21 protein-coding genes are annotated in these 23,508 nt (G+C 68.7%); 13 read left to right on the top strand and 8 right to left on the bottom strand.

The window, feature by feature from the left end:
- Positions 1-52: 52 nt before the first annotated feature.
- From ACG00X_RS06895 to ACG00X_RS06885, 3 genes are all read right to left on the bottom strand, one after another.
- Complete coding sequence (locus ACG00X_RS06895) at positions 53-1,831, bottom strand: hypothetical protein (protein WP_394487316.1); 1,779 nt, start codon at positions 1,829-1,831, stop codon at positions 53-55.
- Between the two features lie 139 nt (positions 1,832-1,970).
- On the bottom strand, positions 1,971-2,624 hold the full coding sequence (gene dksA / locus ACG00X_RS06890; protein ID WP_394487315.1) for an RNA polymerase-binding protein DksA: 654 nt from the start codon (positions 2,622-2,624) through the stop codon (positions 1,971-1,973).
- A gap of 157 nt (positions 2,625-2,781) precedes the next feature.
- Positions 2,782-3,846, bottom strand: coding sequence for a CobW family GTP-binding protein (locus ACG00X_RS06885; protein WP_394487314.1), 1,065 nt, complete (start codon positions 3,844-3,846; stop codon positions 2,782-2,784).
- Positions 3,847-3,958: 112 nt separating this feature from the next.
- Here ACG00X_RS06885 and ACG00X_RS06880 point away from each other — a divergent pair, with 112 nt between their 5' ends.
- From ACG00X_RS06880 to ACG00X_RS06850, 7 genes are all read left to right on the top strand, one after another.
- Complete coding sequence (locus tag ACG00X_RS06880) at positions 3,959-4,840, top strand: HlyC/CorC family transporter (protein WP_394487313.1); 882 nt, start codon at positions 3,959-3,961, stop codon at positions 4,838-4,840.
- Complete coding sequence (lnt, locus tag ACG00X_RS06875; RefSeq protein ID WP_394487312.1) at positions 4,837-6,279, top strand: apolipoprotein N-acyltransferase; 1,443 nt, start codon at positions 4,837-4,839, stop codon at positions 6,277-6,279. The genes ACG00X_RS06880 and lnt overlap by 4 nt, the downstream gene beginning before the upstream one ends.
- 133 nt (positions 6,280-6,412) lie before the next feature.
- Positions 6,413-7,345 (top strand): glycine--tRNA ligase subunit alpha, encoded by a 933-nt coding sequence (gene glyQ, locus ACG00X_RS06870; RefSeq protein WP_394487311.1) that lies wholly within the window; start codon positions 6,413-6,415, stop codon positions 7,343-7,345.
- Positions 7,345-9,480: a glycine--tRNA ligase subunit beta gene (gene glyS, locus ACG00X_RS06865; RefSeq protein ID WP_394487310.1), complete on the top strand. Its 2,136-nt coding sequence runs from the start codon at positions 7,345-7,347 to the stop codon at positions 9,478-9,480. The genes glyQ and glyS overlap by 1 nt, the downstream gene beginning before the upstream one ends.
- Before the next feature lie 83 nt (positions 9,481-9,563).
- Positions 9,564-10,208 carry a D-glycero-beta-D-manno-heptose 1,7-bisphosphate 7-phosphatase gene (gene gmhB, locus ACG00X_RS06860; RefSeq protein WP_394487309.1) on the top strand — a complete coding sequence of 215 codons (645 nt, stop codon included), beginning with the start codon at positions 9,564-9,566 and terminating at the stop codon, positions 10,206-10,208.
- On the top strand, positions 10,208-11,002 hold the full coding sequence (locus ACG00X_RS06855; RefSeq protein ID WP_394487308.1) for a lysophospholipid acyltransferase family protein: 795 nt from the start codon (positions 10,208-10,210) through the stop codon (positions 11,000-11,002). Before gmhB ends, ACG00X_RS06855 begins: the two co-directional genes overlap by 1 nt.
- A gap of 5 nt (positions 11,003-11,007) precedes the next feature.
- Positions 11,008-11,817, top strand: coding sequence for a M48 family metallopeptidase (locus tag ACG00X_RS06850; protein WP_394487307.1), 810 nt, complete (start codon positions 11,008-11,010; stop codon positions 11,815-11,817).
- 229 nt (positions 11,818-12,046) lie between these two features.
- Here ACG00X_RS06850 and ACG00X_RS06845 read toward each other — a convergent pair whose 3' ends face one another.
- The gene (locus ACG00X_RS06845) at positions 12,047-13,105 is read right to left on the bottom strand and encodes an MBL fold metallo-hydrolase (protein WP_394487306.1); all 1,059 of its coding nucleotides are present in this window, start codon (positions 13,103-13,105) and stop codon (positions 12,047-12,049) included.
- A gap of 50 nt (positions 13,106-13,155) precedes the next feature.
- On the opposite strand from ACG00X_RS06845, the gene ACG00X_RS06840 reads away from it, so the two are divergent.
- Entirely contained in the window at positions 13,156-13,569 is a 414-nt protein-coding gene (locus ACG00X_RS06840) for a MerR family transcriptional regulator (RefSeq protein WP_394487304.1), read from the top strand.
- Between the two features lie 488 nt (positions 13,570-14,057).
- Positions 14,058-14,450 carry a TonB family protein gene (locus tag ACG00X_RS06835; protein ID WP_394487302.1) on the top strand — a complete coding sequence of 131 codons (393 nt, stop codon included), beginning with the start codon at positions 14,058-14,060 and terminating at the stop codon, positions 14,448-14,450.
- A 9-nt stretch (positions 14,451-14,459) separates the two neighbouring features.
- Here the strand turns inward: ACG00X_RS06835 and ACG00X_RS06830 are convergent, their stop codons facing one another.
- Positions 14,460-15,374, bottom strand: coding sequence for a LysR family transcriptional regulator (locus tag ACG00X_RS06830; RefSeq protein ID WP_394487301.1), 915 nt, complete (start codon positions 15,372-15,374; stop codon positions 14,460-14,462).
- Between the two features lie 112 nt (positions 15,375-15,486).
- Here ACG00X_RS06830 and ACG00X_RS06825 point away from each other — a divergent pair, with 112 nt between their 5' ends.
- The 4 genes from ACG00X_RS06825 to ACG00X_RS06810 all read left to right on the top strand — a co-directional run bounded on the left by ACG00X_RS06825 (position 15,487) and on the right by ACG00X_RS06810 (position 19,565).
- Positions 15,487-16,092 carry an FMN-dependent NADH-azoreductase gene (locus ACG00X_RS06825; protein ID WP_394487300.1) on the top strand — a complete coding sequence of 202 codons (606 nt, stop codon included), beginning with the start codon at positions 15,487-15,489 and terminating at the stop codon, positions 16,090-16,092.
- Between the two features lie 84 nt (positions 16,093-16,176).
- Entirely contained in the window at positions 16,177-17,037 is an 861-nt protein-coding gene (locus tag ACG00X_RS06820) for a pirin family protein (RefSeq protein WP_394487299.1), read from the top strand.
- A gap of 159 nt (positions 17,038-17,196) precedes the next feature.
- On the top strand, positions 17,197-18,951 hold the full coding sequence (locus tag ACG00X_RS06815; protein ID WP_394487298.1) for a methyl-accepting chemotaxis protein: 1,755 nt from the start codon (positions 17,197-17,199) through the stop codon (positions 18,949-18,951).
- Positions 18,948-19,565 (top strand): DUF938 domain-containing protein, encoded by a 618-nt coding sequence (locus tag ACG00X_RS06810; RefSeq protein ID WP_394487437.1) that lies wholly within the window; start codon positions 18,948-18,950, stop codon positions 19,563-19,565. Before ACG00X_RS06815 ends, ACG00X_RS06810 begins: the two co-directional genes overlap by 4 nt.
- Before the next feature lie 75 nt (positions 19,566-19,640).
- On the opposite strand, the gene ACG00X_RS06805 is transcribed toward ACG00X_RS06810, so the two are convergent.
- The 3 genes from ACG00X_RS06805 to ACG00X_RS06795 all read right to left on the bottom strand — a co-directional run bounded on the left by ACG00X_RS06805 (position 19,641) and on the right by ACG00X_RS06795 (position 23,482).
- Complete coding sequence (locus ACG00X_RS06805; protein ID WP_394487296.1) at positions 19,641-20,393, bottom strand: ABC transporter ATP-binding protein; 753 nt, start codon at positions 20,391-20,393, stop codon at positions 19,641-19,643.
- On the bottom strand, positions 20,390-22,264 hold the full coding sequence (locus ACG00X_RS06800; RefSeq protein WP_394487295.1) for a branched-chain amino acid ABC transporter ATP-binding protein/permease: 1,875 nt from the start codon (positions 22,262-22,264) through the stop codon (positions 20,390-20,392). Before ACG00X_RS06800 ends, ACG00X_RS06805 begins: the two co-directional genes overlap by 4 nt.
- A gap of 174 nt (positions 22,265-22,438) precedes the next feature.
- Entirely contained in the window at positions 22,439-23,482 is a 1,044-nt protein-coding gene (locus ACG00X_RS06795; protein ID WP_394487293.1) for a branched-chain amino acid ABC transporter permease, read from the bottom strand.
- Positions 23,483-23,508: the final 26 nt, after the last annotated feature.

Below are 23,508 nucleotides of genomic sequence, written 5' to 3'. Positions count from 1 at the left end.
GCCGTCGGCAGTGCCCCCTTGAGGGGGCGCGCGTCAGCGCGTAGGGGGTGGGCTAATTCACCCGGACCTTGACCTTCGCGTGCTCGTTGATGCCCATCGCTCCGAAGAACAGGGCCACCAGGCGGTGCGCATCGCTGAAGACGACCGACCGGTTCTCGCTGCGGCGCGTCAGCACCCAGTTCAGCAGGTCGCCCGCCGCCATGAAGTCCAGGCGGATCAGCTTGGTGCAGCTGATGTTGATCAGGCCCGCATCGCCCACTTCCTTGGCCATGATGCCCAGCGTGTCGGAGATGTCGCCGCTGAGCTGGCCCATGAGGTCGAGCTGAGCGATGTGGGCCTCGGCGACGCCGCTGTCCAGGAAGCTGGACTGTGCTTCCCCCTGCATCGAGCTGCTCGGCGCACTGTTCGTGGAGGCGCCTTCGCCGCCGATACGCACCCGGCAATTGGCGCGCTCCCAGGACGGCGGCGACACCTCGTAGGTGACGCAGTAATCGATGGCGGCTTCGTCGAACTGGTCGGGACGGTTTGCCAGGCGCAACGCCTCCAGGCGCAGCATCCACAACGCGGGGTCGGTGTCGCGCTCACCGACAGGGGCCAGCTCCTTGAGCCGGTCCAGGAGATGCGCACCACCCACCCAGCGCTGGTCGACGGACTGCGGCGCCCAGCGGTGCAGCAGCTCGCGCAACTGGATGGCGGCCTCGATCTCGACTTCGTCCAGCAGGCTCCAGTCGAAGACCCAGGGCATCGGCAAAGTCTCGGAGCGCCGCTGCAGGTTGGTGACGTCTTCCGCCGTCAGCAGCGAAGGCGACGTCCAGCTGATCTGGCTGGACTTGCCCATCGGCGTGCGGCTGGCCTGGCGCGTGGACTCCGCCAGCAGCTTGGGCATCGAGAACCACTGCGGCGCGGACAGCCCGAAGTCGTGCGCGTACTCGACGGCCAGCGCCTCGAACTTGCCCTGCGAGCCCGTGGCGCGGTAGTGGTCGAACAGCACCAACCACGTCTCACCATGCTTGTGGCGGCTGCCGCCCGGGCGCACCAGCTCGGTCAGCGCGTGCTCGCTGTGCTCATAGTCGGCATTCGCGAACGCGATGACCGCCTCGTCCAGCTCGGGGTCGTGCACCACCTCCTGCACTTCCATCGGCGCGCTGGGGTCCGCCAGCGTGAACGACAGATCCAGTGGCGGCAGCTCCGGCGGGCGGGCCGGCGGCACCGCAGCCGGCGGCTGAACGGCGGCCGCTGCGGCGAGCTGCGGCGGCACGCCTGCGCCGATGCGCACCGGAACATGCGGCGTCGGCGCAGCAGGCCGCTGCGTCTCCGGCAGCGGGGCGAAACCGCTGGCACGCGCTCCGGCGACGTCGCCCCCGGGCGTGCTGGCCGTTGGCGCAAACGCGGCCGGCCGTGTGCTGGCGTCGTAGAAGCCTGAGTGCTTGTTGGGCACCGCCTGCGTCGTCGCGAAGCTCTCGCCCACCATCTGCTGCTCGATCTCGTCGATCTTGGCCTTCACGCCGAGATCGATCTTGGAGCTGAGCTCGCTGGTGCGCTCATCGTCACCCATGCGCGACGGTGACGCGGCCAGCGCGGCCAGTTGGTCGGGGGTCAGGCCCTCGCGGCGGATACGGCGCAGCATGTCGAGCTCGCGCTTGCGCACGAAGTCGTTGCGGCGCTTGCGCTCCACCATGGCGCGCAGCTCGGCCTTGGCGAGATCGCCTTCGGGGTCGTCCTGGCGCGAGTTGATCTCGGCCCAATCCGTGGTCGGGTTGGCCACGAAGCGCGCCACCTTGCGGAAGAAACTGTCGCCTTCCTTGGGGTCTGCGGGCTTGGACTCGGTCATGTGCGGAATATCCCTCTATCGACTACGCCAGCGCGCCGCCGGTGCGCTGCATCCAGGCGGAACACCGGGAGCTTAACGCCCCCAGCACCGCCACCCCACCCGGGAATCGTCCAAGAACTGCCCTGGACGATGGCCTTTTTCAGTCGCCGAACATCTTCTGCTTGAGCTCGCGACGTTGCTGCGCCTCGAGCGACAGCGTCGCCGTCGGGCGGGCGATGAGACGGCCCAGACCGATGGGCTCGCCGGTCTCGTCGCAGTAGCCATAGTCGCCGCTGTCGAGTCGACCGATGGACTGCACGATCTTCTTCAGCAGCTTGCGCTCGCGGTCCCGCGTACGCAGTTCCAGCGCGTGCTCTTCCTCGATCGTGGCGCGGTCGGCCGGATCGGGAACGATGGTGGTGTCCTCGCGCAGGTGCTCGGTGGTTTCACCGGCATTGGAGAGCACCTCGTTCTTGAGGCCTTCCAGCTTGGCGCGGAAGAACTCCACCTGCTTGGCGTTCATGTACTCCGAGTCCGGCATGGCCAGGACTTCGGCGTCGCTGAGTTCGGCGCCTGATTTGGTTTTCCAGGCGTTGACCAGCTTGGGGTCGCCCTTGGCGGCCACGCGCGGCGCATCGTCGGCCGCACCAGCGCCGCGCACGGGCGGCTTGGGCGGCGCGAAGCGGTCCGCGAAACGATTGGTCGATGCCGGCACGTCCAGGGTCGCAACGTCGTTGCCGGCTTCGGTCTTGGAGGCCGTCTTGCTGCCCTTGGCGGGCGCGGCGGCGGCTTTGGGGGCCGGGGTCTTGCTCACAGTCTTCTCCTCACTCAGGGCTTGCATCGGCGCGGTGTCAGACCTTGATCCCACTGCTTTCCAGCCTGCTGCCCAACTTTGAGCGCGCCGGATTGTAGCCATGTCGATCCGCCCACCGACGCACACACAAAATATGGCCGCAGCCGGCCATAAAACATCACGCCAGGCAACCTTCCAGGCCTTGCAACAGCACCTCTTTTGGCAGGTCGATCCCGATGAACACCATCTTGCTCTGCTTTTTCTCGCCCGGCATCCACTTCGGGCCGAGATCAGACCCCATCATCTGGTGAACGCCCTGGAAGATGACCTTCTTCTCCGTGCCTTTCATGTGTAGGACACCCTTGTATCGCAGCATCTTGGGCCCGTAGACCTGCACGATGGCGCCGAGGAAGTCCTCCAGCTTGGCCGGGTTGAACGGCTTGTCGGCGCGGAACACGAAACTCTTCACGTCGTCATCGTGATGATGGTGGTGCGGATGATCGCAATGCTCGCCATGCTCATGATCGTGGTGATCATGGTCGTGATGATGGTGGTGGTCGTGCCCGTGATCGTCGGCCTTCAGGAAGTCCGGGTCGATCTCCAGCTTGGCGTTCAGGTTGAAGCCGCGCAGGTCGAACACCTTGCTCAGCGCCACCTCGCCGAAATGCGCGGTCTGGATGGGCGCGCGCGGGTTCATGTGCTTGATGCGGTGGATCAGCGCCTCCACGGCAGCCGGCTCGACCAGGTCGCTCTTGCTGATGAAGATCTGGTCGGCGAAGCCCACCTGCATGCGCGCTTCCTGGCGCGTGTTGAGCTGCTGGTCGGCGTGCTTGGCGTCCACCAGCGTCAGCACCGAGTCCAGCAGGTAGGCCTCGGCGATCTCGTCGTCCATGAAAAAGGTCTGCGCCACGGGGCCGGGGTCGGCCAGGCCGGTGGTCTCGATGACGACGCGCTCGAAGTCCAGCTCCCCCTTGCGACGCTTGGCCGCCAGGTCCGACAGCGTCGTGCGCAGGTCCTCGCGGATCGTGCAGCACACGCAGCCGTTGCTCATCTGGATGATCTGCTCGTTGGTGTCCGACACCAGGATGTCGGTGTCGATGTTCTCTTCACCGAACTCGTTTTCGATGACGGCAATCTTCTGGCCGTGCGCCTCGGTCAGCACCCGCTTGAGCAGCGTGGTCTTGCCGGCGCCGAGGAAGCCCGTGAGGATGGTTGCAGGGATGAGGCCTTGGGCAGTGGACATGGTGGGGACCGTTTCGGGAAGGCAGCAGATATGGGGACTAGGCGCCCCGGGACAAGGTCTTGTCAAACCAATCGGCTATTCTGTCCCTTCCGCAATACCCTGACAGCTCCCCTTGAGCGAACCGCATTCAGGCCGCCCCCCATTGCGCGGGGCCGCCAAACAACCGCCCGAGGCCCGCGGCCTGCTGGAGCGCATGCTGGAGTTCCTGCACCCCGGCCCTGACTCCAAGACCGAACTGATCGAAACGCTGGCAGACGCCGAGCAACGCGAGCTCATCGAGCCCGAGTCGCGGCAGATGCTCGAAGGCGTGCTGCGAATGGCCGAGCTGTCGGCCGGCGACGCCATGGTGGCCGCGCCCCGCATGGACCAGCTGGACATCGACGCTCCCTACGACGAGTTGCTGGCCGTCGTCATCGACACCGGCCACTCGCGCTTCCCGGTCTACGAGGGCCACCGCGACAACATCATCGGCATCCTGCTGGCCAAGGACCTGCTGAAGATGCAGCGCGCGCCCGAGCTGAACCTGCGGGCGCTGCTGCGCCCCACCGTCTTCGTGCCGGAGAGCAAAGGGCTCAACGAGCTGCTGCGCGACTTTCGTTCGAATCGCAACCACCTGGCCATCGTCATCGACGAATTCGGCAACACGGCCGGCCTGATCACCATCGAGGACGTGCTGGAGGAAATCGTCGGCGAGATCGAGGACGAGTTCGACGAGCAGAGTTCCGACACCGGCATCTACACGCTGGCCGATGGCAGCCAGCGCGTGGCGGGCGATGCGAGCATCGCGGCCGTCAACGGTGCCTTCAGCCTGGCGCTGCCCGACAGCGACTTCGACACCATCGGCGGCCTGGTCGCCCATGAGCACGGGCGAGTGCCGCGCCGCGGCGAGGCCGTGCAGGTGGCCGGGCTGAACTTCGCGGTCATGCTGACGCGCGGTGGCGCCGTGCGCTGGTTCAAGGTGACGCGGGCGCCCGCCGAAGAGACCGAAGCGTGAGGCCGCGCCTTGCTGCTGCCGCCGCGTTGGCGGCCGGCCTGTTGCAGACCGCCTCTTTCGCCCCGACCGACGCCTGGTGGGCCCAGATCGCCGCGCAGGCCTTGCTGTTCGGCCTGATTGCCCACGCCACGCCGCGGGTGGCGGCCTGGTGCGGCGGGCTGTTCGGCTTCAGCTGGCTGGCCTCGGGCCTGTGGTGGCTGCACATCAGCATGCACCAGTTCGGCCGCATCCCGTGGCTGGCAGCCGCGGCCGCCGTCGCGTTGCTGGCGGCCTTCCTGAGCTGCTACTACGCGCTGGCACTGGGCCTGACCGCGCGCTGGCTGCCGGCCGGCCGCTGGCGGCTGCTGGCGCTGGCGCCCGCGTGGCTGCTGGCCGAACTCGCCCGGGCGACCTGGTTCACCGGCTTCCCCTGGATCGCCTCCGGCTACGCCCACACCGTCGGCCCGCTGGCCGGCTGGGCGGCGTGGGTGGGCGTCTATGGCATCACCGCGCTGGCCGCACTGGCGTCTGTGGGCCTGGCCTTGCTGAAGGAGCGCGCCTGGACCTGGGCCGCCCCGGCGCTCGTGCTGCCACTGGCCGGCCTGTTGCTGCCGCAGGACTTCACGACCTCCAGCGGCAGCGTCGCGCTGTCGCTGGTGCAGCCCAGTATCCCGCAGGATCAGAAGTTCGACCCCGAACGCTTCTCCGCCAACCTGGAAACGCTGGCCGGCCTCATCGAGTCCGCCAAGGGCCAGGTCGTCATCACGCCGGAATCCGTGCTGCCGCTGCCGCTCTCGGAGCTGGATGCCGGCACCCTTGATCGCCTGTCGCGCCCGGGCCACCCGGTGCTGCTGGGCACCTTCCTGGGCAGCGCCGAGAGCGGCTATGTGAACTCCGTCGTCGACCTCGGCAGCAGTTATCACTACGGCAAGCGCCATCTGCTGCCCTTCGGCGAATTCATCCCGCCGGGCCTGGGCTGGTTTGTGCGCGCCATGGGCATTCCGATGGACGACCAGGCGCGCGGCGACCACCAGCAGGCCTGGGACGTGGCGGGCCAGCGCCTGCGGCCGCTGATCTGCTACGAGGATCTGTTCGGCGAGGACGTGGTGCAGAGCGCCGTCGGCCCGCAGGCCGCGACGATGTTCGTCAACGTCAGCAACCTCGCCTGGTTCGGCACCCTCATGATCCAGGACCAGCACCTGCAGTTCTCGCAGATGCGTGCGCTGGAGTTCCAGCGGCCGCTCGTCCGCTCCACCAACACCGGCGCCACCGCCGTCATCGACCACCACGGCCTTGTCACCGATAGGCTGCCCGCGCTGGCGCGCGGCGTGCTGGAGGTCAGCGTCGACGGGCGCCTCGGCAGCACGCCCTACGCCCGCTGGCTGGCCGCCCTGGGCCTGTGGCCACTCTGGCTGCTGGCACTGCTGGCGCTGGCGGGGCTGCACAGAGCCGCCCGATAACGTCGGGCCATGGTGGCGCCCAATAGAATCGGCCACCCCCTTTCGTCCCAAAACAACATGCCCCCACGCTCGCTGCCGCTCGCCACCCCGCTAGGGGGCGCTGAGTGGCTTCGGGCGGCCGGGCGCCACTGACATGCTGACCTTCCAGCAAATCATCCTGACCCTGCAGGACTACTGGTCCAAACAAGGCTGCGCGCTGCTGCAGCCCTACGACATGGAAGTCGGCGCTGGCACCAGCCACACGGCCACCTTCCTGCGCGCCCTGGGCCCCGAGCCCTGGAAGGCCGCCTACGTGCAGCCCAGCCGCCGCCCCAAGGACGGCCGCTACGGCGAGAACCCCAACCGCCTGCAGCACTACTACCAGTACCAGGTCGTGCTCAAGCCCGCGCCGGCCAACATCCTGGAGCTGTACCTGGGCTCGCTGGAGGCGCTGGGCTTCGATCTGAAGAAGAACGACGTGCGCTTTGTCGAGGACGACTGGGAGAACCCGACGCTCGGCTGCTGGGGCCTGGGCTGGGAGGTCTGGCTCAACGGCATGGAAGTGACGCAGTTCACCTATTTCCAGCAGGTCGGCGGCATCGACTGCAAGCCCATCACCGGCGAGATCACCTACGGGCTGGAACGCCTGGCGATGTATCTGCAGGGCAAGGAATCGGTCTACGACCTGGTCTACACCGACGGCCTGACCTACGGTGACGTGTTCCACCAGAACGAGGTGGAGCAGAGCACCTACAACTTCGAGCACAGCGACGTGGACTTTCTGCTGTCGGCCTTTGCCGCGCACGAGCGCAAGAGCCAGGAGCTGATGGTCGAGAAGCTGGCCCTGCCCGCCTACGAGCAGCTGCTGAAGGCCGGCCACAGCTTCAACCTGCTGGACGCGCGCGGCGCCATCTCGGTGACGGAGCGCGCGGCCTACATCGGCCGCATCCGCAACCTGGCCCGCGCCGTGGCGCAGAGCTATCTCGAAAGCCGCGCGCGCCTGGGCTTCCCGATGGCGCCCAAGGCCTGGGCCGATGAAGTGGTTGCGCAGATCGAACTGAAGAACAACAAGAAGGCGGCCGCGTGATGTCTGCAAACCTCCTGGTTGAACTGTTTGTCGAAGAGCTGCCGCCCAAGGCGCTCAAGAAACTGGGCGAGTCTTTCGCCGCCGTGCTGGCCGACAGCCTGAAGGCACAAGGCCTGGCGGGCGCCGACGCCGCCGTCACCGCCTTCGCGTCGCCGCGCCGGCTGGGCGTGCATGTCCAGGGCGTCTCGCCCAAGGCCGCCGACAAGGCCGTGCAGCAGAAGCTGATGCCCGTCGCCGTCGCGCTGACCGCCGACGGCCAGGCCACGCCCGCGCTGCTGAAGAAGCTCGCGGCCGTCGGCGCCGGCCCGGAAGTCGTGCCGCAGCTCAAGCGCCTGCCCGATGGCAAGGCCGAAGCGCTGTTCTGGGACAGCATCCAGCCCGGCGCCACGCTGGCCCAGGGCCTGCAAAAGGCACTGGACGAAACGCTGGCCAAGCTGCCGATCCCGAAGGTCATGACCTACCAGCTGGCCGACGGCTGGACGGACGTGAAGTTCGTGCGCCCGGCGCACGGCCTCATCGCGCTGCATGGTGCCGAGGTCGTGCCCGTCCAGTCCCTGGGCCTGAGCTCCGGCCGAGTGACGCAAGGCCACCGCTTCGAGGCCGCGCAGGCCGCGGTCAGCATCAACTCGGCCGACAGCTATGCCGCTCAGTTGCGCGAGCAGGGCGCCGTCATCGCCAGCTTCGCCGAGCGCCGCGCCGAGATCGCGCGCCAGCTCAAGGGCGCGGCCGATGCGCTGAGCCTGACACCCATAGCCGACGACGCGCTGCTGGACGAAGTGACCGCGCTGGTCGAGCGCCCCAACGTGCTGACCTGCGCCTTCGAGCCCGAGTTCCTGGCGGTGCCGCAGGAGTGCCTGATTCTCACGATGAAGGCCAACCAGAAGTACTTCCCGCTGCTGGACGCGGCGGGCAAGCTGACCCGCCACTTCCTCGTCGTCAGCAACATCGCACCCGCCGACGCGTCTGCCGTGACCGGCGGCAACGAGCGCGTCGTGCGCCCGCGCCTGGCCGACGCCAAGTTCTTCTTCGACCAGGACCGCAAGAAGAAGCTCGAAGACCGCCTGCCCGGCCTGGCCAAGGTGGTCTACCACGGCAAGCTGGGCTCGCAGGGCGAGCGCACGGCCCGCGTGCAGGCCATCGCCCATGCCATCGTGCAGCAGCTCAGCATGGCGACGCTGCCCTACACGGTGGAGGCCGACGACGAGTTCAAGGTGCTCGACAGCAAGGTCAAGCAGGCCTCGCTGCTGGCCAAGTGCGACCTGCTGACCGACATGGTCGGCGAGTTCCCCGAGCTGCAGGGCATCATGGGCGGCTACTACGCCCGCCACGAGGGCCTGCGCGACGGCGTCGCCATCGCGATCGAGGACCACTACAAGCCCCGCTTCGCCGGTGACGCGCTGCCGCGCAACCACACCGGCACGGTCGTCGCGCTGGCCGACAAGCTGGAGACGCTGGTGGGCTTGTTCGGCATCGGCCAGCTGCCCACGGGCGACAAGGACCCGTTCGCGCTGCGCCGCCACGCGCTGGGCGTGATCCGCATCCTCGTCGAGAAAAACCTGCCGCTGGAGCTGCCCGCGCTGATCGACGCGGCCGTGCCGGCGTTCGGCGAACTGATCACGAATCCCCGTGATGCGCTGCTGACCTTCTTCGCCGACCGCCTGGCCGTCTCCTTGCGCGACCAGGGCTACAGCGCCCAGGAAGTCGACGCCGTGCTGGCGCTGGCCCCCACGCGCCTGGGCGAGGTGCCCAAGCGCCTGGAGGCCGTGCGTGCCTTCGCCGCGCTGGCCGAGGCCGCGTCGCTGGCGGCCGCAAACAAGCGTGTCGGCAACATCCTGAAGAAGGTCGAGGGCGAGCTGCCGACCGAGGTCAAGCCCGAGCTGCTGACGGAAGCTGCCGAGCAAGCGCTCGCGAAGGCCATCGCCGACGTACAGCCACAGGCTGACTCGTTGTTCGAGCAGCACGACTACACCGGCTCGCTCAAGGCCCTAGCCGCGCTGAGGGGCCCGGTCGACACCTTCTTCGAGGACGTCATGGTGAATGCCGAAGACCCGGCGCTGCGCGCCAACCGGCTCGCGCTGCTGGGCCGCCTGCACGCCGCCATGAACCGCGTCGCCGATCTGTCACGCCTTGCCTGAGGACCCCATGACACGCCCACCCTGCTCGCCCACCACCGCGCCCCGCAGCGCTTCGTGGCCTCGGCCGGCCGGGTGTCGCTGACATGCGCGCCGACCACGCCCACGGCATGAAGCTGGTCATCCTCGGCCGTGACGGCACGATCAACCGCTACCGCGACGACCACGTCAAGGCGCCGGAAGAACTCGATCCGCTGCCCGGGGCCCTCGAGGCCGTTGCCCGGCTGAACCATGCCGGCTGGCACACGGTGCTGGCCACCAACCAGGCCGGCATCGGGCGGGGCCTGCTCGACATGGCCTCGCTGAACGCCGTGCACCTGCGGCTGAACCAGCTGCTCGCCGAGAAGGGCGGGCGCCTGGACGCCGCCTTCTTCTGCCCGCACACGCCCGAAGAGGGCTGCGACTGCCGCAAGCCGCTGCCGGGCCTGATCCAGCAGATCGGCGAGCGTTTCGATGTGGAGCTGCCCCAGGTCCACATGGTCGGCGCGTCGCTGACCGACTTGCTGACGGCCCAGAACGCCGGCTGCATCCCCCACCTCGTGCTCACCGGCCCCTTCGGCAGCCTCGGGCCCACCGAACTCGCCAACCTGCTCGGTCAAGTGCCGGGCGCCCGTGTGCACGACGATTTGATGAGCTTTGCCGAAGCGCTCATCCAGGAAGAACGCCGGCGCGTTGCGGAGCAGCGCGGCCAGGCCATGCCCCCCGATACCCAGGCCGGAGACCTTCACTGATGTCCACCCTGCTGAGCGCCATCCGCTCGCTGATCTTCATCCTCGTCCTGGTCGTGACGGTCATTCCCTGGGCCCTCGGCGTGCTGGTGCTGTCCATCTTCCGGCGCGGCGACCCCATCTACTGGGCCTGCGCCAACTGGCTCAAGATCGCCATCTGGAGCGCCCGCTACATCTGCGGCGTGCGCTGGCGCATCCACGGCATGGAGAACCTGCCTCCCGCCGAAGACCGGCAGGCCGGCGTGGTGCTGCTGTCCAAGCACCAGAGCACCTGGGAGACCTTCGCCTACCCGGCGCTGCTGAGCCACCCGCTGGCCTATGTGTTCAAGCGGGAGCTGCTGTACGTGCCCTTCTTCGGCTGGGCGATGGCGCGCATGGACATGATCCACATCGATCGCGGCCGCCGCACGGAGGCCTGGAACAAGGTCCTCAAGCAGGGCAAACGCCTGGGCGGTCAGGGCAACTGGGTCATCATGTTCCCGGAAGGCACGCGCATCGCACGCGGCCAGGTGGGTGAGTACAAGACCGGTGGCACGCGCCTGGCCATCGAGGCCGGCCTGCCCGTGGTGCCCATCGCCGCCACGGCCGCACGCTGCTGGCCGCGCAAGAGCTTCCTGCTCAAGCCGGGCGTCGTGGACATCTCCATCGGCCGCCAGATCCGGCCGGAGGGCCGCGAGCCTGGGGAGCTGATGCTCGAGGTCAAGGACTGGATCGAGAGCGAGATGCGCCGGCTCGACCCCGACGCCTATGCCCCCGCAGCGCCCGCCAGCATCGGCAGCGCGGCCAGCCAGCACTGAGCCCCATGCCGCCCAAGCGCCCGGCCACGCTGCTGAACGACAGCCAGCTGTCGCTGTTCGACGCGACAGCAGACGTCGAGCCGGCCGACCCCGGCGCAGCCCGCGCGCGGCGCGAGCTCTGGCTGGGCCAGCACCGCGTCGGCTATGAACTCAAACGCGCAAGGCGGCGCTCCATCGGTTTCGTCGTCGGGCCGCAGGGCTTGCGCGTCAGCGCGCCGCGCTGGGTGCCTATCGCCGAGATCGAGCGGGCCCTGCATCACAAGGGCGAGTGGATCCTGCGCAAGCTCGTCGAACAGCGTGAGCGCCAGCAGCGCCTGCAGGCTGCCCGCATCGACTGGATTGACGGCGGCCGCCTGCCCTACCTGGGCCAGCCGCTGACACTGGTTGTCGCCCCGTCCGAGCGGGTGGTCAGCTGGGATGCCGACACCCGCGAGTTGCGGCTGCCGCTGCCGCACGGCGCCGCCGCCGAACAGATCCGCGACCTCACCCAGGCCTGGCTGCAGGCCCGCGCGCGGGAAGACTTCCTGCCCCGCTGCCGGCATTTCGCCGAGCGACTCGGTGTGACGATGAAATCCCTGCGACTGTCATCCGCCCAGACGCGCTGGGGCAGCGCGAGCGCCGACGGTTCCATCCGGCTGAACTGGCGGCTCATCCACTTCGCGCCGGCCATCATCGACTACGTCGTCGCGCATGAACTGGCCCACCTGCGCGAGATGAATCACAGCCCGGCCTTCTGGGACACCGTGCGCTCCGTGTTGCCCGATTTCGAACGCTCACGGGAGGCCTTGAAGGGCGAATCCATCGTCGTACAGTGACGCAGATGCGACTCAGTCGCAACTGCAATCGTTTGCAAGTGAATATTTCCTGACCTTTGTCATACCAAGTCATTCACATTCAGCAACACTAGCTGACGACGCTGTCATCAGAGGTACCGAGGTCGGCCAAAGGCCGGCGGAGATTGAGGGAGTAAAGGTACCGGGCAGAAACGCCGCCACCGGATGATTCCGGGGCGGCGTTTTACTTTGTGCGCCACGCCGCCAGCCTTCAGGCGGCTGAGAACCGGTAGATGCCGTCGCTGCCCAGCACGCGGCTCAGCTGCCCGCTCAGCCACAGCGCGTTCAAGTGGGCAATGGCTTCGCCCATCGCGAAGGTTGTCTGGTGCAGGTCCAGCTTGCGCTTGAACAGCACACCCAGCAGCGCAGCCGCATCCGTTGGCGCCTGCCGGCAGGCCGCCATCACGTCCGCCAGGCGCTCGTCATGGTGCTCACGCAGTTGATCGATACGTGCGTGCAAGCCGGTGAACGGCTTGCCATGCGACGGCAGCACCAATGTGTCAGACGGCAGGTCCGCATAGCGGCCGAGCGATGCCAGATACAGCGTCAGCGGGTCAGCCTCGGGTTCGACGTCGACGACGGACACATTCGTCGAGATGCGCGGCAGCACCATGTCGCCGCTGATCAGCAGCGCCTCCTCCTGGCAGAACAGGCTGATGTGCTCCGGCGCATGGCCGTAACCGGCAATGCAGCGCCAGGCACGCCCGCCAATATCGACCTGCATGCCGTCCATCAAGCGCCGGTAGCTGCGCGGCACCTGCGGCACCATGCGTGGGTAGTAGTCGGCCCGGGCGCGGATCTTCTCCAGCGACTCCGGATCGGTCAGCCCATGGCTGCCGAAAAACGCGGCTACCGTCTCGCCGCCCATGCCCACGGTGGAACTGCTGGCCAGCCTTGCCAGGTTGAAGTCGGTCGCGCTCATCCACAGCCGGCAGGCCCAACGCTCGGTCAGCCAGTGGGCGAGGCCGAGATGGTCGGGGTGGAAATGCGTGGCCATCACGCGCAGCACCGGCAGGCCGTCGAGCCCCTCGGCGAACACCTGCTCCCAATGGGCCCGCGTGTCGTCGGATGCGATGCCGCAGTCCACGATCGTCCATCCCTCGCGACCGTCCAGCCGGTCCCGCAGCAGCCACAGGTTGATATGGTCCAGCGCAAAGGGCAGCCCCATGCGCACCCAGCGCACGCCGGGCGCCAGATCCAGCACACGGCCGGGCTGCGGCAGCGTGTCGCCAAGGGGGTATTGCAGTTCGGATTCGCGGGCGTTGGCCATGGTGCTGCGGGTGGGATTTAGACTGACGTTTACGTCAATCGAGTGTAGCCATGCCCTCTCGCAAGCCAGTCTCCGTCGCGACCGAACCGCCGCAGTCGACCTTCACGATCACCGAGCTTGCCGCGGAGTTCGACATCACGCCACGCGCCATTCGCTTCTACGAAGAAGCGGGCCTGCTGGAGCCGGGCCGCAAGGGGCGCAACCGCGTCTACAGCCAGCGCGACCGCACGCGTCTGAAGCTCACGCTGCGTGGCAAGCGGCTGGGGTTGTCACTGCAGGAAATCAAGCAGCTTGTCGACATGTATGACAGCCAGGCCAGCGCCGCACCACAGCTGCGCGCATTTCTGACCATCCTGGCGCAGCATCGGCAACAACTGGAGCAGCAGCGCGACGATATTGAGGTCACGCTGGCGGAAATTCGGCAGCACGAAAAGCGCTGCCGCTCCTTACTCAACGGTACGTGAAGTTACAACGCAATACCTGGACAAATTGCACGATTGGCGGGGCAAACCCGGCTGGTGCTGCGCGCGGCGTTGAATAGAGTCGGGCATAAAGCCTGCCCCCCGTATTTTCGCTGTCATCCCGTGGAGCCGTCATGATCCCTGGCCCGAACGCTGTCCTCACGTTCAAGCTGACCACCATTGCCGCCGCGATGCTGCTGACGCAGCTGGCGACCGCCCAGACCGAACCCGCTCAAGTTCCGAAGGGCATGGAGCGCGCGCAAAAGGCCGCCGACGCAGTGTTCAATTGGATCAAGTTGAATGGCGACAAGGGGGCAACCCGCCAAGGCGCGGCTGCCGCAGCGCCCGCGCCCGCCGGCTCACCTGCCCCCGCCCCGGCGCCGGCTCCCGCCCCGGCAACTGCTGCCGCGCCCCGCAAGGCTGCCCCCGCGCCCGCTCCTGTAGCCGCCGCAGCAGCAAGCACCAAGACGGCGGCGGCTTCGGCGCCAGCCATGGCCGCCGCATCAAAGCCCGACGCGCAGCAGTCGACGCTGCTGGCCTCGGCCTCGCCCACACCCGCTCCGGCAGCCCCCCTCCCCACCGCCGCACGGGTGGCCGAGCCGCCCGCCGTCGAAGAGGAAGAAGAGGTGCCGCTCAAATTGCTGCTTCGGGTCAACCCTAGCATTCCGCGCCAGCTGCAGCAGACCTCGTTCACCAGTGGCTATGCGCGCGTCAAGTTCACCGTGGCGCCCGACGGTTCGGTCGCCTCGGCCGAGACGCTCGCTGCCAGCCACAGCCGGCTGGGCACGGCGTCGGTCGATGCCGTCAAGCAATGGCGCTTCTCGCCGATTCCGACGGCCCGCGAAGTGGCCGTGGAGTTCGCGTTCAACAACTCCGAGGACTGACGCGGCCGCTCAGGGCTCCGGTGACGGGCAGGCCTCGAGCAAGGCCGACATCGCTTCGAGAAACACCCGCGTGCGCAGCGGCATCAGCCGCCGCTCCGGGAACACCGCCCAGCAGCTGGAGCCCGGCAGCTGCCAGTCCGGCAACACACGCTGCAGCCGGCCCAGGTCGGCCGCGTGGCGCACCAGCAGCCGGTCCAGGCCCGCGATACCGACACCGCTCAGCGCCAGCTGAGCCAGTAGGCTGGGCGAATTGGCCAGCGTCCGCTGGGCAGGGTTCACGACCACCGGCTCGGCACCCTCGCGCTCCAGCCGCCATGGCACCGGGTCGCCCGTTCGCGTCAGCAGCATCAGCGCGTGCATGGCCTCCAGCGCCGGGGGCAGCAGCGGCTCGCCGACACGCGCCAGGTACTCGGGCGCGGCATACAGCCCCCAGTGCGACGTGGCCAGCTTGCGGGCGGCGAGCTGGCTGTCGTCGTCCAGCTGACCCATGCGGATGGCGAGATCGAAGCCCTCGCCGATGAGGTCCACGCGACGCGGCGTCAGGTCCAGCATCAGCTGGACCTCGGGGTAGTCCAGCGCGAACTGCGCCAGCATGCCGGCTGCCACGCGCTCCGCGAAATCCGCAGGCATGCTGACGCGCAGCCGGCCACTGGGCTTTTGCTGGCGGTGCAGCGCCAGCGCCAGTGCGCCATCCACTTCGGCCGCCACCGCACGCGCATGCTCCAGCACGCCCGCGCCAAAGTCGGTCAGCGTCAGCTTGCGCGTCGTGCGCTGCAGCAGCTTCTCGCCGAGGCGCGCTTCCAGCGCGGCGATGCGCCGCGACACGGTGCTCTTGGGCCACCGCACGCGCTCGGCGGCACGGCTGAAGCTGCCAGCGTCCATGACGCGCGCGAACAGCAGGAGGTCGTCGGCATCTGATTCCATGGCCAGTCATTGATCCATTGACGGAACAATCTTATGCAATTCCGCGCCTTCTATCGCTGATTCAACAGCCCTAGAGTTCATTCCATCGCAACAGCCCCCACCGGAGCGCCGAATGAACATCCTGCAAATCAACGCCAGTGCCCGCCGCCTCCAAGACGACCAGGGCTCGGTCTCGACCCGCCTGGCCAATGAACTGACCGCCGGCCTGCGCGCGGCCCACCCCGACGCCACCGTCACGGTGCGCGACCTGGCCGTGTCTCCCCAGCCGCTGCTGGACGAAGCCGCGCTCGGCGCCCTGTTCACACCCGCCGACCAGCGCACGCCGGAGCAGGCCGCACGCGTCGCCCAGGACGACGCCGTCATCGCCGAACTGCTCGCGGCCGACACCATCGTCATCGGCGTGCCGATGTACAACTTCAACGTGACGGCCCAGTTCAAGAACTGGATCGACGCCGTGGCCCGCGCCGGCGTCACCTTCCGCTACACCGAGAAGGGCCCCGTGGGGCTGGTCACCGGCAAGAAGGTCTATGTCGTCACCAGCCGCGGCGGCATCCACCGCGACCAGCCCAGCGACCAGATGACGCCTTATCTGCGCGCCGTGCTGGCCTTCCTGGGCATGACGGACGTGTCGTTCGTGTATGCCGAGGGCATGGCGTTCGCCGCAGATCAGGGGCTGGCCAGCGCCCGCGCCCAGATCACCGAACTGCTGGCGGCCTGAGCCGCCAGGCGCTGCAAGCGCCACCTGGCGGCGGGCAGCGCCCTTCACGCGCCGCCCGCCCCTCCCCTTGAACAGGACCGCCTCATGAACACCATGGCCCCCTCATCGCTGAACCAGCCGCGCCGGGTGGAACACCTGGTCGCCGGCCAGCCCACCCGTGACGGCGCGGGCGTCCAGCTCAGCCGCGTGTTGACACGCAACCTGCAGCGCCGGCTGGACCCCTTCCTGATGCTGGACCACTTCAGCTCCGACAACCCGGACGACTACATCGCCGGCTTCCCCGAGCATCCGCATCGGGGCTTCGAAACCGTCACCTACATGCTGCAGGGGCGCATCCGCCACCGCGACTCCGCCGGCAACGAAGGCCTGGTCACCGACGGCGGCGTGCAGTGGATGACGGCGGGCCGCGGTGTCATCCACAGCGAGACCCCCGAGCAGACCGACGGCCGCATGGCCGGCTTCCAGCTCTGGCTGAACCTGCCCGCCCGGGACAAGCTGCGCGAACCCTGGTACCGGGACATCGCCAGCACCGAAGTGCCGACCTACACGCTGGGCGGCGTGACGGTGCGCGTCATTGCCGGCGAGAGCCATGGCGTGAAGGGCGCCGTACAGCGGGCGGTCACCGAGCCGCTGTACCTCGATGTGCACTTGGCCCCCGGCGCGCGGTTCGAGCAGCCGCTGCCGGCCACGCACAACGCCTTCCTGTATGTGTATGAGGGCGCGCTGCAACACGACGGTGGCTGCCTTCAGCCCGCCGGCCGCATGGCCGTGCTGGCCAACACACCGGGCAGCGACGGCGTGCGGCTGCAGGCCGGCGATGCGTCCACCCGCGCCATCCTGGTGGCCGGCCAGCCGCTGGGTGAGCCCATCGCGCAACATGGCCCCTTCGTCATGAACACCGAGGCCGAACTGCTGCAGGCCGTGCGGGACTTCCAGTCCGGCTAACTGGCCTGAATCGGCAGATTTGTTTTTGCCGAATTTGCCAAATTAATGGCAAAACACGACGGCGGCCGCATGGACATCGCCGTTGCCGCAGGCGAGACTGCCCCGTGTCAAGTCGACGCCACCCGCCGGGCCGCGCGTCGAGACGCACGGAGGAATCGAATGAATCCCATGCAATGGAAGATCGGGCCCCGCCTGGCGGCGGTCATGGGCGTCATGCTGGCGCTGCTGATGCTGATGTCCGCGTTGGCCGTGCTGCAGATGAAGCGCATGCAGGAGCAGACGCACGACATCACCTCCAACTGGCTGCCCAGCGTCGCGCTGGTGAACCAGCTCAACACCAACTGCTCCGACTACCGCGTCGCCGAGATCGGCCATGTGCTGGCCACGGAAGACGCCGACATGGCCGTCAAGGACAAGCAGATGGCCAACATCATGGCGAGCTGGGAGAAGAACCGCTCAGCCTACGCCAAGCTCATCAGCTCACCGGAAGAACAAAAGCTCTACGACGAATTCATGGCCGACTGGAAGAGCTACATGGCTGCCCATGACAAGCTCTACGCCTTCTCGCGCAAGAACGAGACCGAAAAAGCCCGCGCCATCCTGGAGGGCGAATCGCGCAAGGCCTTCGATGCGGCCTCCGACACACTGGACAAGCTCGTCGAGCTGAACACCCGGGGAGCGAACCAGGCCAGCGGCACCGCCGACGGTGCTTACGCCACGGGGCGCAACGTCGTGATCTCCGCCCTCGTTGCCGTGGCCATCGTGGCGCTGCTGTTGTCGCGGCTGCTCATCCGCTCCATCACCGGCCCGCTGCAACGCGCCGTGACCGTGGCCGACGCCGTGGCCGACGGCGACCTGCACCAAACGGTGGACGCCCGCGGCGGCGACGAGGCGGCGCAGTTGATGCGGGCCCTCGAACGCATGCGGCAAGGCCTCATGAACACCGTGTCCCGTGTGCGTGCCAATGCCGAATCGGTCTCCACCGCCAGCAGCGAGATCGCCCAGGGCAACGCCGACCTGAGCCAGCGCACCGAGCAACAGGCCTCCGCGCTGCAGCAAACGGCGGCCACGATGTCGGAGCTGGCCAGCACCGTGCGCAGCAACGCCGACAACGCGCGCCAGGCCGACCAACTGGCCCGCAGCGCCGTCGACGCGGCTCGCCAGGGCGGCAGCGCCGTGGGCGACGTCGTCAACACCATGCGCGGCATCAGCGACTCCAGCCGCAAGATCGCCGACATCATCGGCACCATCGACGGCATCGCCTTCCAGACCAACATCCTGGCGCTGAACGCCGCCGTCGAAGCCGCCCGTGCCGGTGAGCAGGGCCGGGGCTTCGCCGTCGTGGCCGGTGAAGTGCGCACGCTGGCCCAGCGCAGCGCCGAGGCCGCCAAGGAGATCAAAGGCCTCATCACCAGCAGCGTCGAGCAGGTGGAGCGCGGCAGCCAGCAGGTCGACACGGCCGGCGCGTCGATGGACTCGCTGGTGCAGGCCATCCAGCGCGTGACCGACATCGTCGGCGAGATCAGCAACGCCAGCGTCGAACAGGCCGACGGCGTGGGTCAGGTCGAGCAGGCCGTATCGCAGATGGACCAGGTCACGCAGCAGAATGCGGCGCTCGTCGAGGAATCCGCCGCCGCTGCAGAGAGCCTCAAGCAGCAGGCCATGCAGATGGTGGAGATCGTGTCGGTGTTCCGCGTCAGCGGTGACGCCCCCCGCAGCACCGCCACCGCCCCGACGCCGAGCCCCGTCAGAGCCACCCCGACCCGCGTGGCCGCCGCATCGCCCCGGCCTGCGCCCGCCGCCCGGCCGGCAGCACCTCGCCCGCCGACAACGAGCCCGGCCCCCACCCAGGCACCCGCACCGGCAGCCAGGGCACCGGCACCCGCCGGTGATGACGACTGGACCAGCTTCTGACGACCTCACCGCACTCACCGGCCACCCGCCACAGCCCGGCGGCCGAGCGCAACGGCCCGCCCATCCTTGCCGCGCTGCAGCGATTGCTGCCACCGACCAGCGTCTTGCTGGAGATCGCCAGTGGCACCGGCCAGCACGCGGCGTTTCTGAGCGAAGGGCTGCCGGGCTGGCAATGGCAGCCCAGCGACGTCGACGCCGGCTCGCTGCCGTCGATCGCGGCCTGGTGCGAAGGGCTGGCGCGCGTCCGGTCGCCGCTCACGCTGGATGTGCTGGACACCGACTGGCCCGGCGTGCCGCAGAAGGTCGACGCGATCTTCTGCGCCAACATGATCCACATCGCGCCCTGGGCCTGCACGATCGGACTGATGCGCGGGGCGGCGCGGCACCTGGCGCCGGGCGGGCTGCTGATCACCTATGGGCCTTACCTCGTGGACGGCGAGGCGACGGCGCCGAGCAATCTGGCCTTTGACATCGACCTGCGCGGCCGCGACCCGCGCTGGGGCCTGCGGCAGCTGGGCGACGTGAGCGATGCCGCAGCCAGCGAGGGTCTGCAACTGCATGCGCGGCAGGACCTGCCGGCCAACAACAAGCTGCTGGCTTGGAGTCGCGAATAAGCACAGGCTGCTCCGAATCGTGCCTGGCTGCACCGACCGCAGCGCTTGAACTCGATGTGGCGCTGGAGCGCGCCTTCAGGTCGGCTGCGTTGGCCCGGTCTGCGGGCCTGCTGCGCCGAGATAGGTGTCCATGACCCTCGGGTCCGTGGCGAGTTGTTCCGCCGCCCCGCTGAGTACGAACTCCCCCGTCTCCAGCACATGGCCGTGATCCGCCACGCGCAGCGCCGCGCGGGCATTCTGCTCGACGAGCAGGATGCTCACGCCTGCGGCGCGCAGGTCGTCGACGATGGCGAAGATCTCGCGGACGATCAGCGGCGCCAGGCCCAGGCTGGGTTCGTCCAGCATCAAGAGCCTGGGCTGGCCCATCAGCGCGCGGCCTAAAGCGAGCATCTGGCGCTCGCCGCCAGACAGCGTGCCCGCCGCCTGCACGCGGCGCTCCTTCAGCCTCGGGAAGCGCGCATACACGCTCTCCAGCCCGTCGCGCCAGCGCTTGTCGCCGAGCTTGCGTGGCCGCCAGCCGCCCAGCAGCAGGTTGTCTTCCACGCTCATCGTGGCGAACAGCTCGCGCTTCTCGGGCACCAGGGCCAGGCCGGCCATGACGCGTTCTTCGAGCGTCATCCGGGCGATGTCCTCACCCGCCAAACGGAGGGCGGCGCTGCGCGACGGGATCAGCCCCATCAGCGCGCCGAGCAACGTGGATTTGCCGGCGCCGTTGGGGCCGATCACGGTGACGACGCTCTTGGGCTGCACCGCGAGGCTCAGGCCTTGCAGCACCTCCGCGCGGCCATAGCCCGCATGCAAGTCGACGACCTCCAGCAGCGCGCTCATGTCCGCGCCTCGCCCGATGGGTACATCGGCCGATCCACCGGGGGGATGCCGGCCGGCTTGGGCCCGGCCGCGCGCTCGTCCGGCAAATCGTCCGCCCCCAGGTAGGCCGCGCGCACGGCCGGGCTGGCCTGCACCTCGGCCGGCGTGCCCTCCATCAGCCAGCGGCCGAACTCCATGACGACGATGCGGTCGGTGAGCTTCATGACGAAGTCCATGTCGTGCTCCACGAGCAGCAGCGACAGGCCCTCGGCCTTGAGCTGCCTGAGCACGTCGGCAAGGGCCACCTTCTCCTGGTGACGCAGGCCGGCGGCGGGCTCGTCCAGCAGCAGCAGCGCGGGGTCGCTGGCCAGCGCGCGAGCGATTTCGACGAGGCGCTGCGGGCCGAGCGCGAGGTTGCCGGCCAGCGCCTGGGCTTGCTCGCCCAGGCCCACGCGCTTCAACTGGCGCATCGCCTCGGCGCGGGCCTGGCGCTCCTCGGCGCGGTCCAGGCCCAGCATGGCGGCCAGCGTGCCGCAGCGGGTGCGCCCATAGCAGCCCAGGGCGACGTTCTCCAGCACCGTCATGTCGGGCACCAGCTTCACGTGCTGGAAGGTGCGGCTCAGGCCCGCGCGGGCGATGTCGCGGCTCGGCCGGCCGTCCACGCGCTGCTGCGCCAGCTCGACCTCGCCACCACTGAGCGGCAGCACGCCGGACACGAGGTTGAACGTCGTGCTCTTGCCCGCGCCGTTGGGGCCGATGAGACCCACGATGTCGCCCGCGCTGAGGCTGAAGCTGATGTCGTCCACGGCCACCAGCCCGCCGAAGGTCTTGCGGATCTTGCGCACGCGCAGCAACGGCGCGCCGCGCTCGGGGCGGCGGCGTGATGGCAGTGGTGGCGCGCCCTCCTCTACCGCCCGGTCAGCCCGCGCCGGCAGCCAGCGCGCCAACACCCGGGCGAACAGAGGCCACAGCCCGTCGGGCGCGAAGCGCAGCACCAACACCAGCACGACGCCGAACACGATGATTTCGTAGTTGCCCGAGCCGCCGAACAGCAGCGGCAGCCAGACCTTGAGCTGGTCCTCCGCCAGCTTCACCAGCGCTGCGCCGGTGAACGCCCCGCCCACCGTGCCGATGCCGCCCAGCACGGCCATGAACAGGTACTCGATGCCGAACTTGATGCCGAAGGGCGACGGGTTCACGCTGCGCTGCATGTGGGCATACAGCCAGCCGGAGACGGACGCCAGCAGCGCGGCGATGACGAACATCACCAGCTTGTAGCGGAAGGTGCTCGCGCCCATCGCCTCGGGCATGGTCACGCCGCCGCCGCGGTGCGCGTTCAGTGCGCGCATGACGCGGCCGGGCCGCGAGTCCAGCAGCCGCGTGATGCCCAGGGCCGCCAGCAGCGCCACGGCCCAGATCAGCCCGTACAGGCGGCGCTCGCTCTGCAGGCTGAACTCGCCCAACTGAACCGCCGGCAGGCCCAGCAGGCCGTCGTACTTGCCCAGCGGCTCGAGGTTGCCGACCAGGTAGTACAGCGCCAGGCACCAGCAGATGGTGGCCAGCGGCAGGTAGTGGCCCGACATGCGCAGCGTCAGCACGCCGATGAGCAACGCCAGCACACCCGTGATGGCCAGCCCGGCGAGCAGGCCCAGCCACGGCGACAGCCCCAGCACGACGGTCAGGTAGGCCGTCGCGTAAGCCCCCACCCCGGCGAACGCGGCCTGGCCAAACGACGTGAGCCCGCCCACGCCGGTCAGCAGCACCAGGCCCAGCACGACCAGCGAGAACAGGCCGATGTAGTTCAGCTGCGTGATCCAGAAGTCCGGCACCGGCGCAAACGGCAGCGCGAAGACAACAGCGGCGGCGATGGCCGCCAGATGGGAGCGCGTCATGTCAGCACCGGCGACGCCTGATCCCGATCGGGCCGGACGCCGGGCCGCTCCCAAGCCGGCCCGCGATGGCGATGTGCTCGCGGCTCAACGCCGCGAGCATCGCCGTCCCCACGGGGGACCGACCAGACTCGCTCGCGTCTAGCGACGCGAGGTTGGGCGAGGGGCACCATCACCTCAGTGCTCCTCGCGATGCGGATCGACGAACGACCGCCACAGCAGCACCGGCAGGATCACCGTGAAGACGATGACCTCCTTGAACGCACTCGCGTAGAAGGCGCCGAAGCTCTCGATGAGGCCCACGCCGATCGCGCCGCCCAGCGCCATCGGAAAGCTCGCCAGGCCGCCGAACACGGCGGCGACGAAGCCCTTGAGGCCGATCAGGAAGCCGGTGTCGTAATAGATGGTCGTGGACGGCGAGATCAGCAGCCCCGACAGCGCGCCGATGAAGGCCGCCATCGTGAAGCTCAGCGCGCCGGCCGCATCACCCGAGATGCCCATCAGCCGCGCGCCGGTGCGGTTGACCGAGGTGGCACGCAGCGCCTTGCCCGTCAGCGTGTGCTCGAAGAAGACAAACAGCGCGCCGATGAGCGCGGCCGACACGCCGAAGATGATCAGCGTCTGCCCCGTCAGGCTCAGGGGGCCGACGTCGAAGCGCGCCTCCCAGAATGCCGGCGTGCGGTAGCCCTCGGCACCGAAGAACACCAGGCCCAGGCCCGTGAGCGCGAAGTGCACACCGACGGAGACGATGAGCAGCGTCAGCACGCTGGCGCCGGACATCGCGCGGTAGGCCAGGCGGTGCAGCAGCGGCCCCATCGCCGTGACGACCGCCAGCGTCAGCACCACCTGCAGCAGCAGCGGCACCGGGCCCCACGGACTCCGCGCCAACACGGCCGTGAGACCCGCCACTGCCAGCGCGGCGGCGGCCATCGCCGACTGCCGCAACAGCCGCACCGGCGCCCAGCGTTCGCGCCAGGCTTGCGCCGCGTCCAGCGCCAGCGCGGCCAGTGCCAGCAGCACCAGCAGCCACACCGTGCCGGGCAGCTGGCCGGCCTGCAGCGAGGCCAGCGTCAGCGCGCCGTAGGCGACGAACTCGCCCTGCGGAATGAAGATGACACGGGTGACCGAAAACACCAGCACCAGCGCCAGCGCGACGAGGGCGTAGATGGCCCCGTTGGTCAGGCCGTCCAGGCCCAGGATGGCGGCGATGCTGAGATCCATGGCGGGCCATCGTATCGGCGATCCCC

The organism is Pelomonas nitida, from assembly GCF_043555975.1.
Taxonomy (GTDB): domain Bacteria; phylum Pseudomonadota; class Gammaproteobacteria; order Burkholderiales; family Burkholderiaceae_C; genus Pelomonas; species Pelomonas nitida.
Note: the sequence above shows the minus strand (reverse complement) of the source record. Positions and strands in the feature narration are given on the sequence as shown.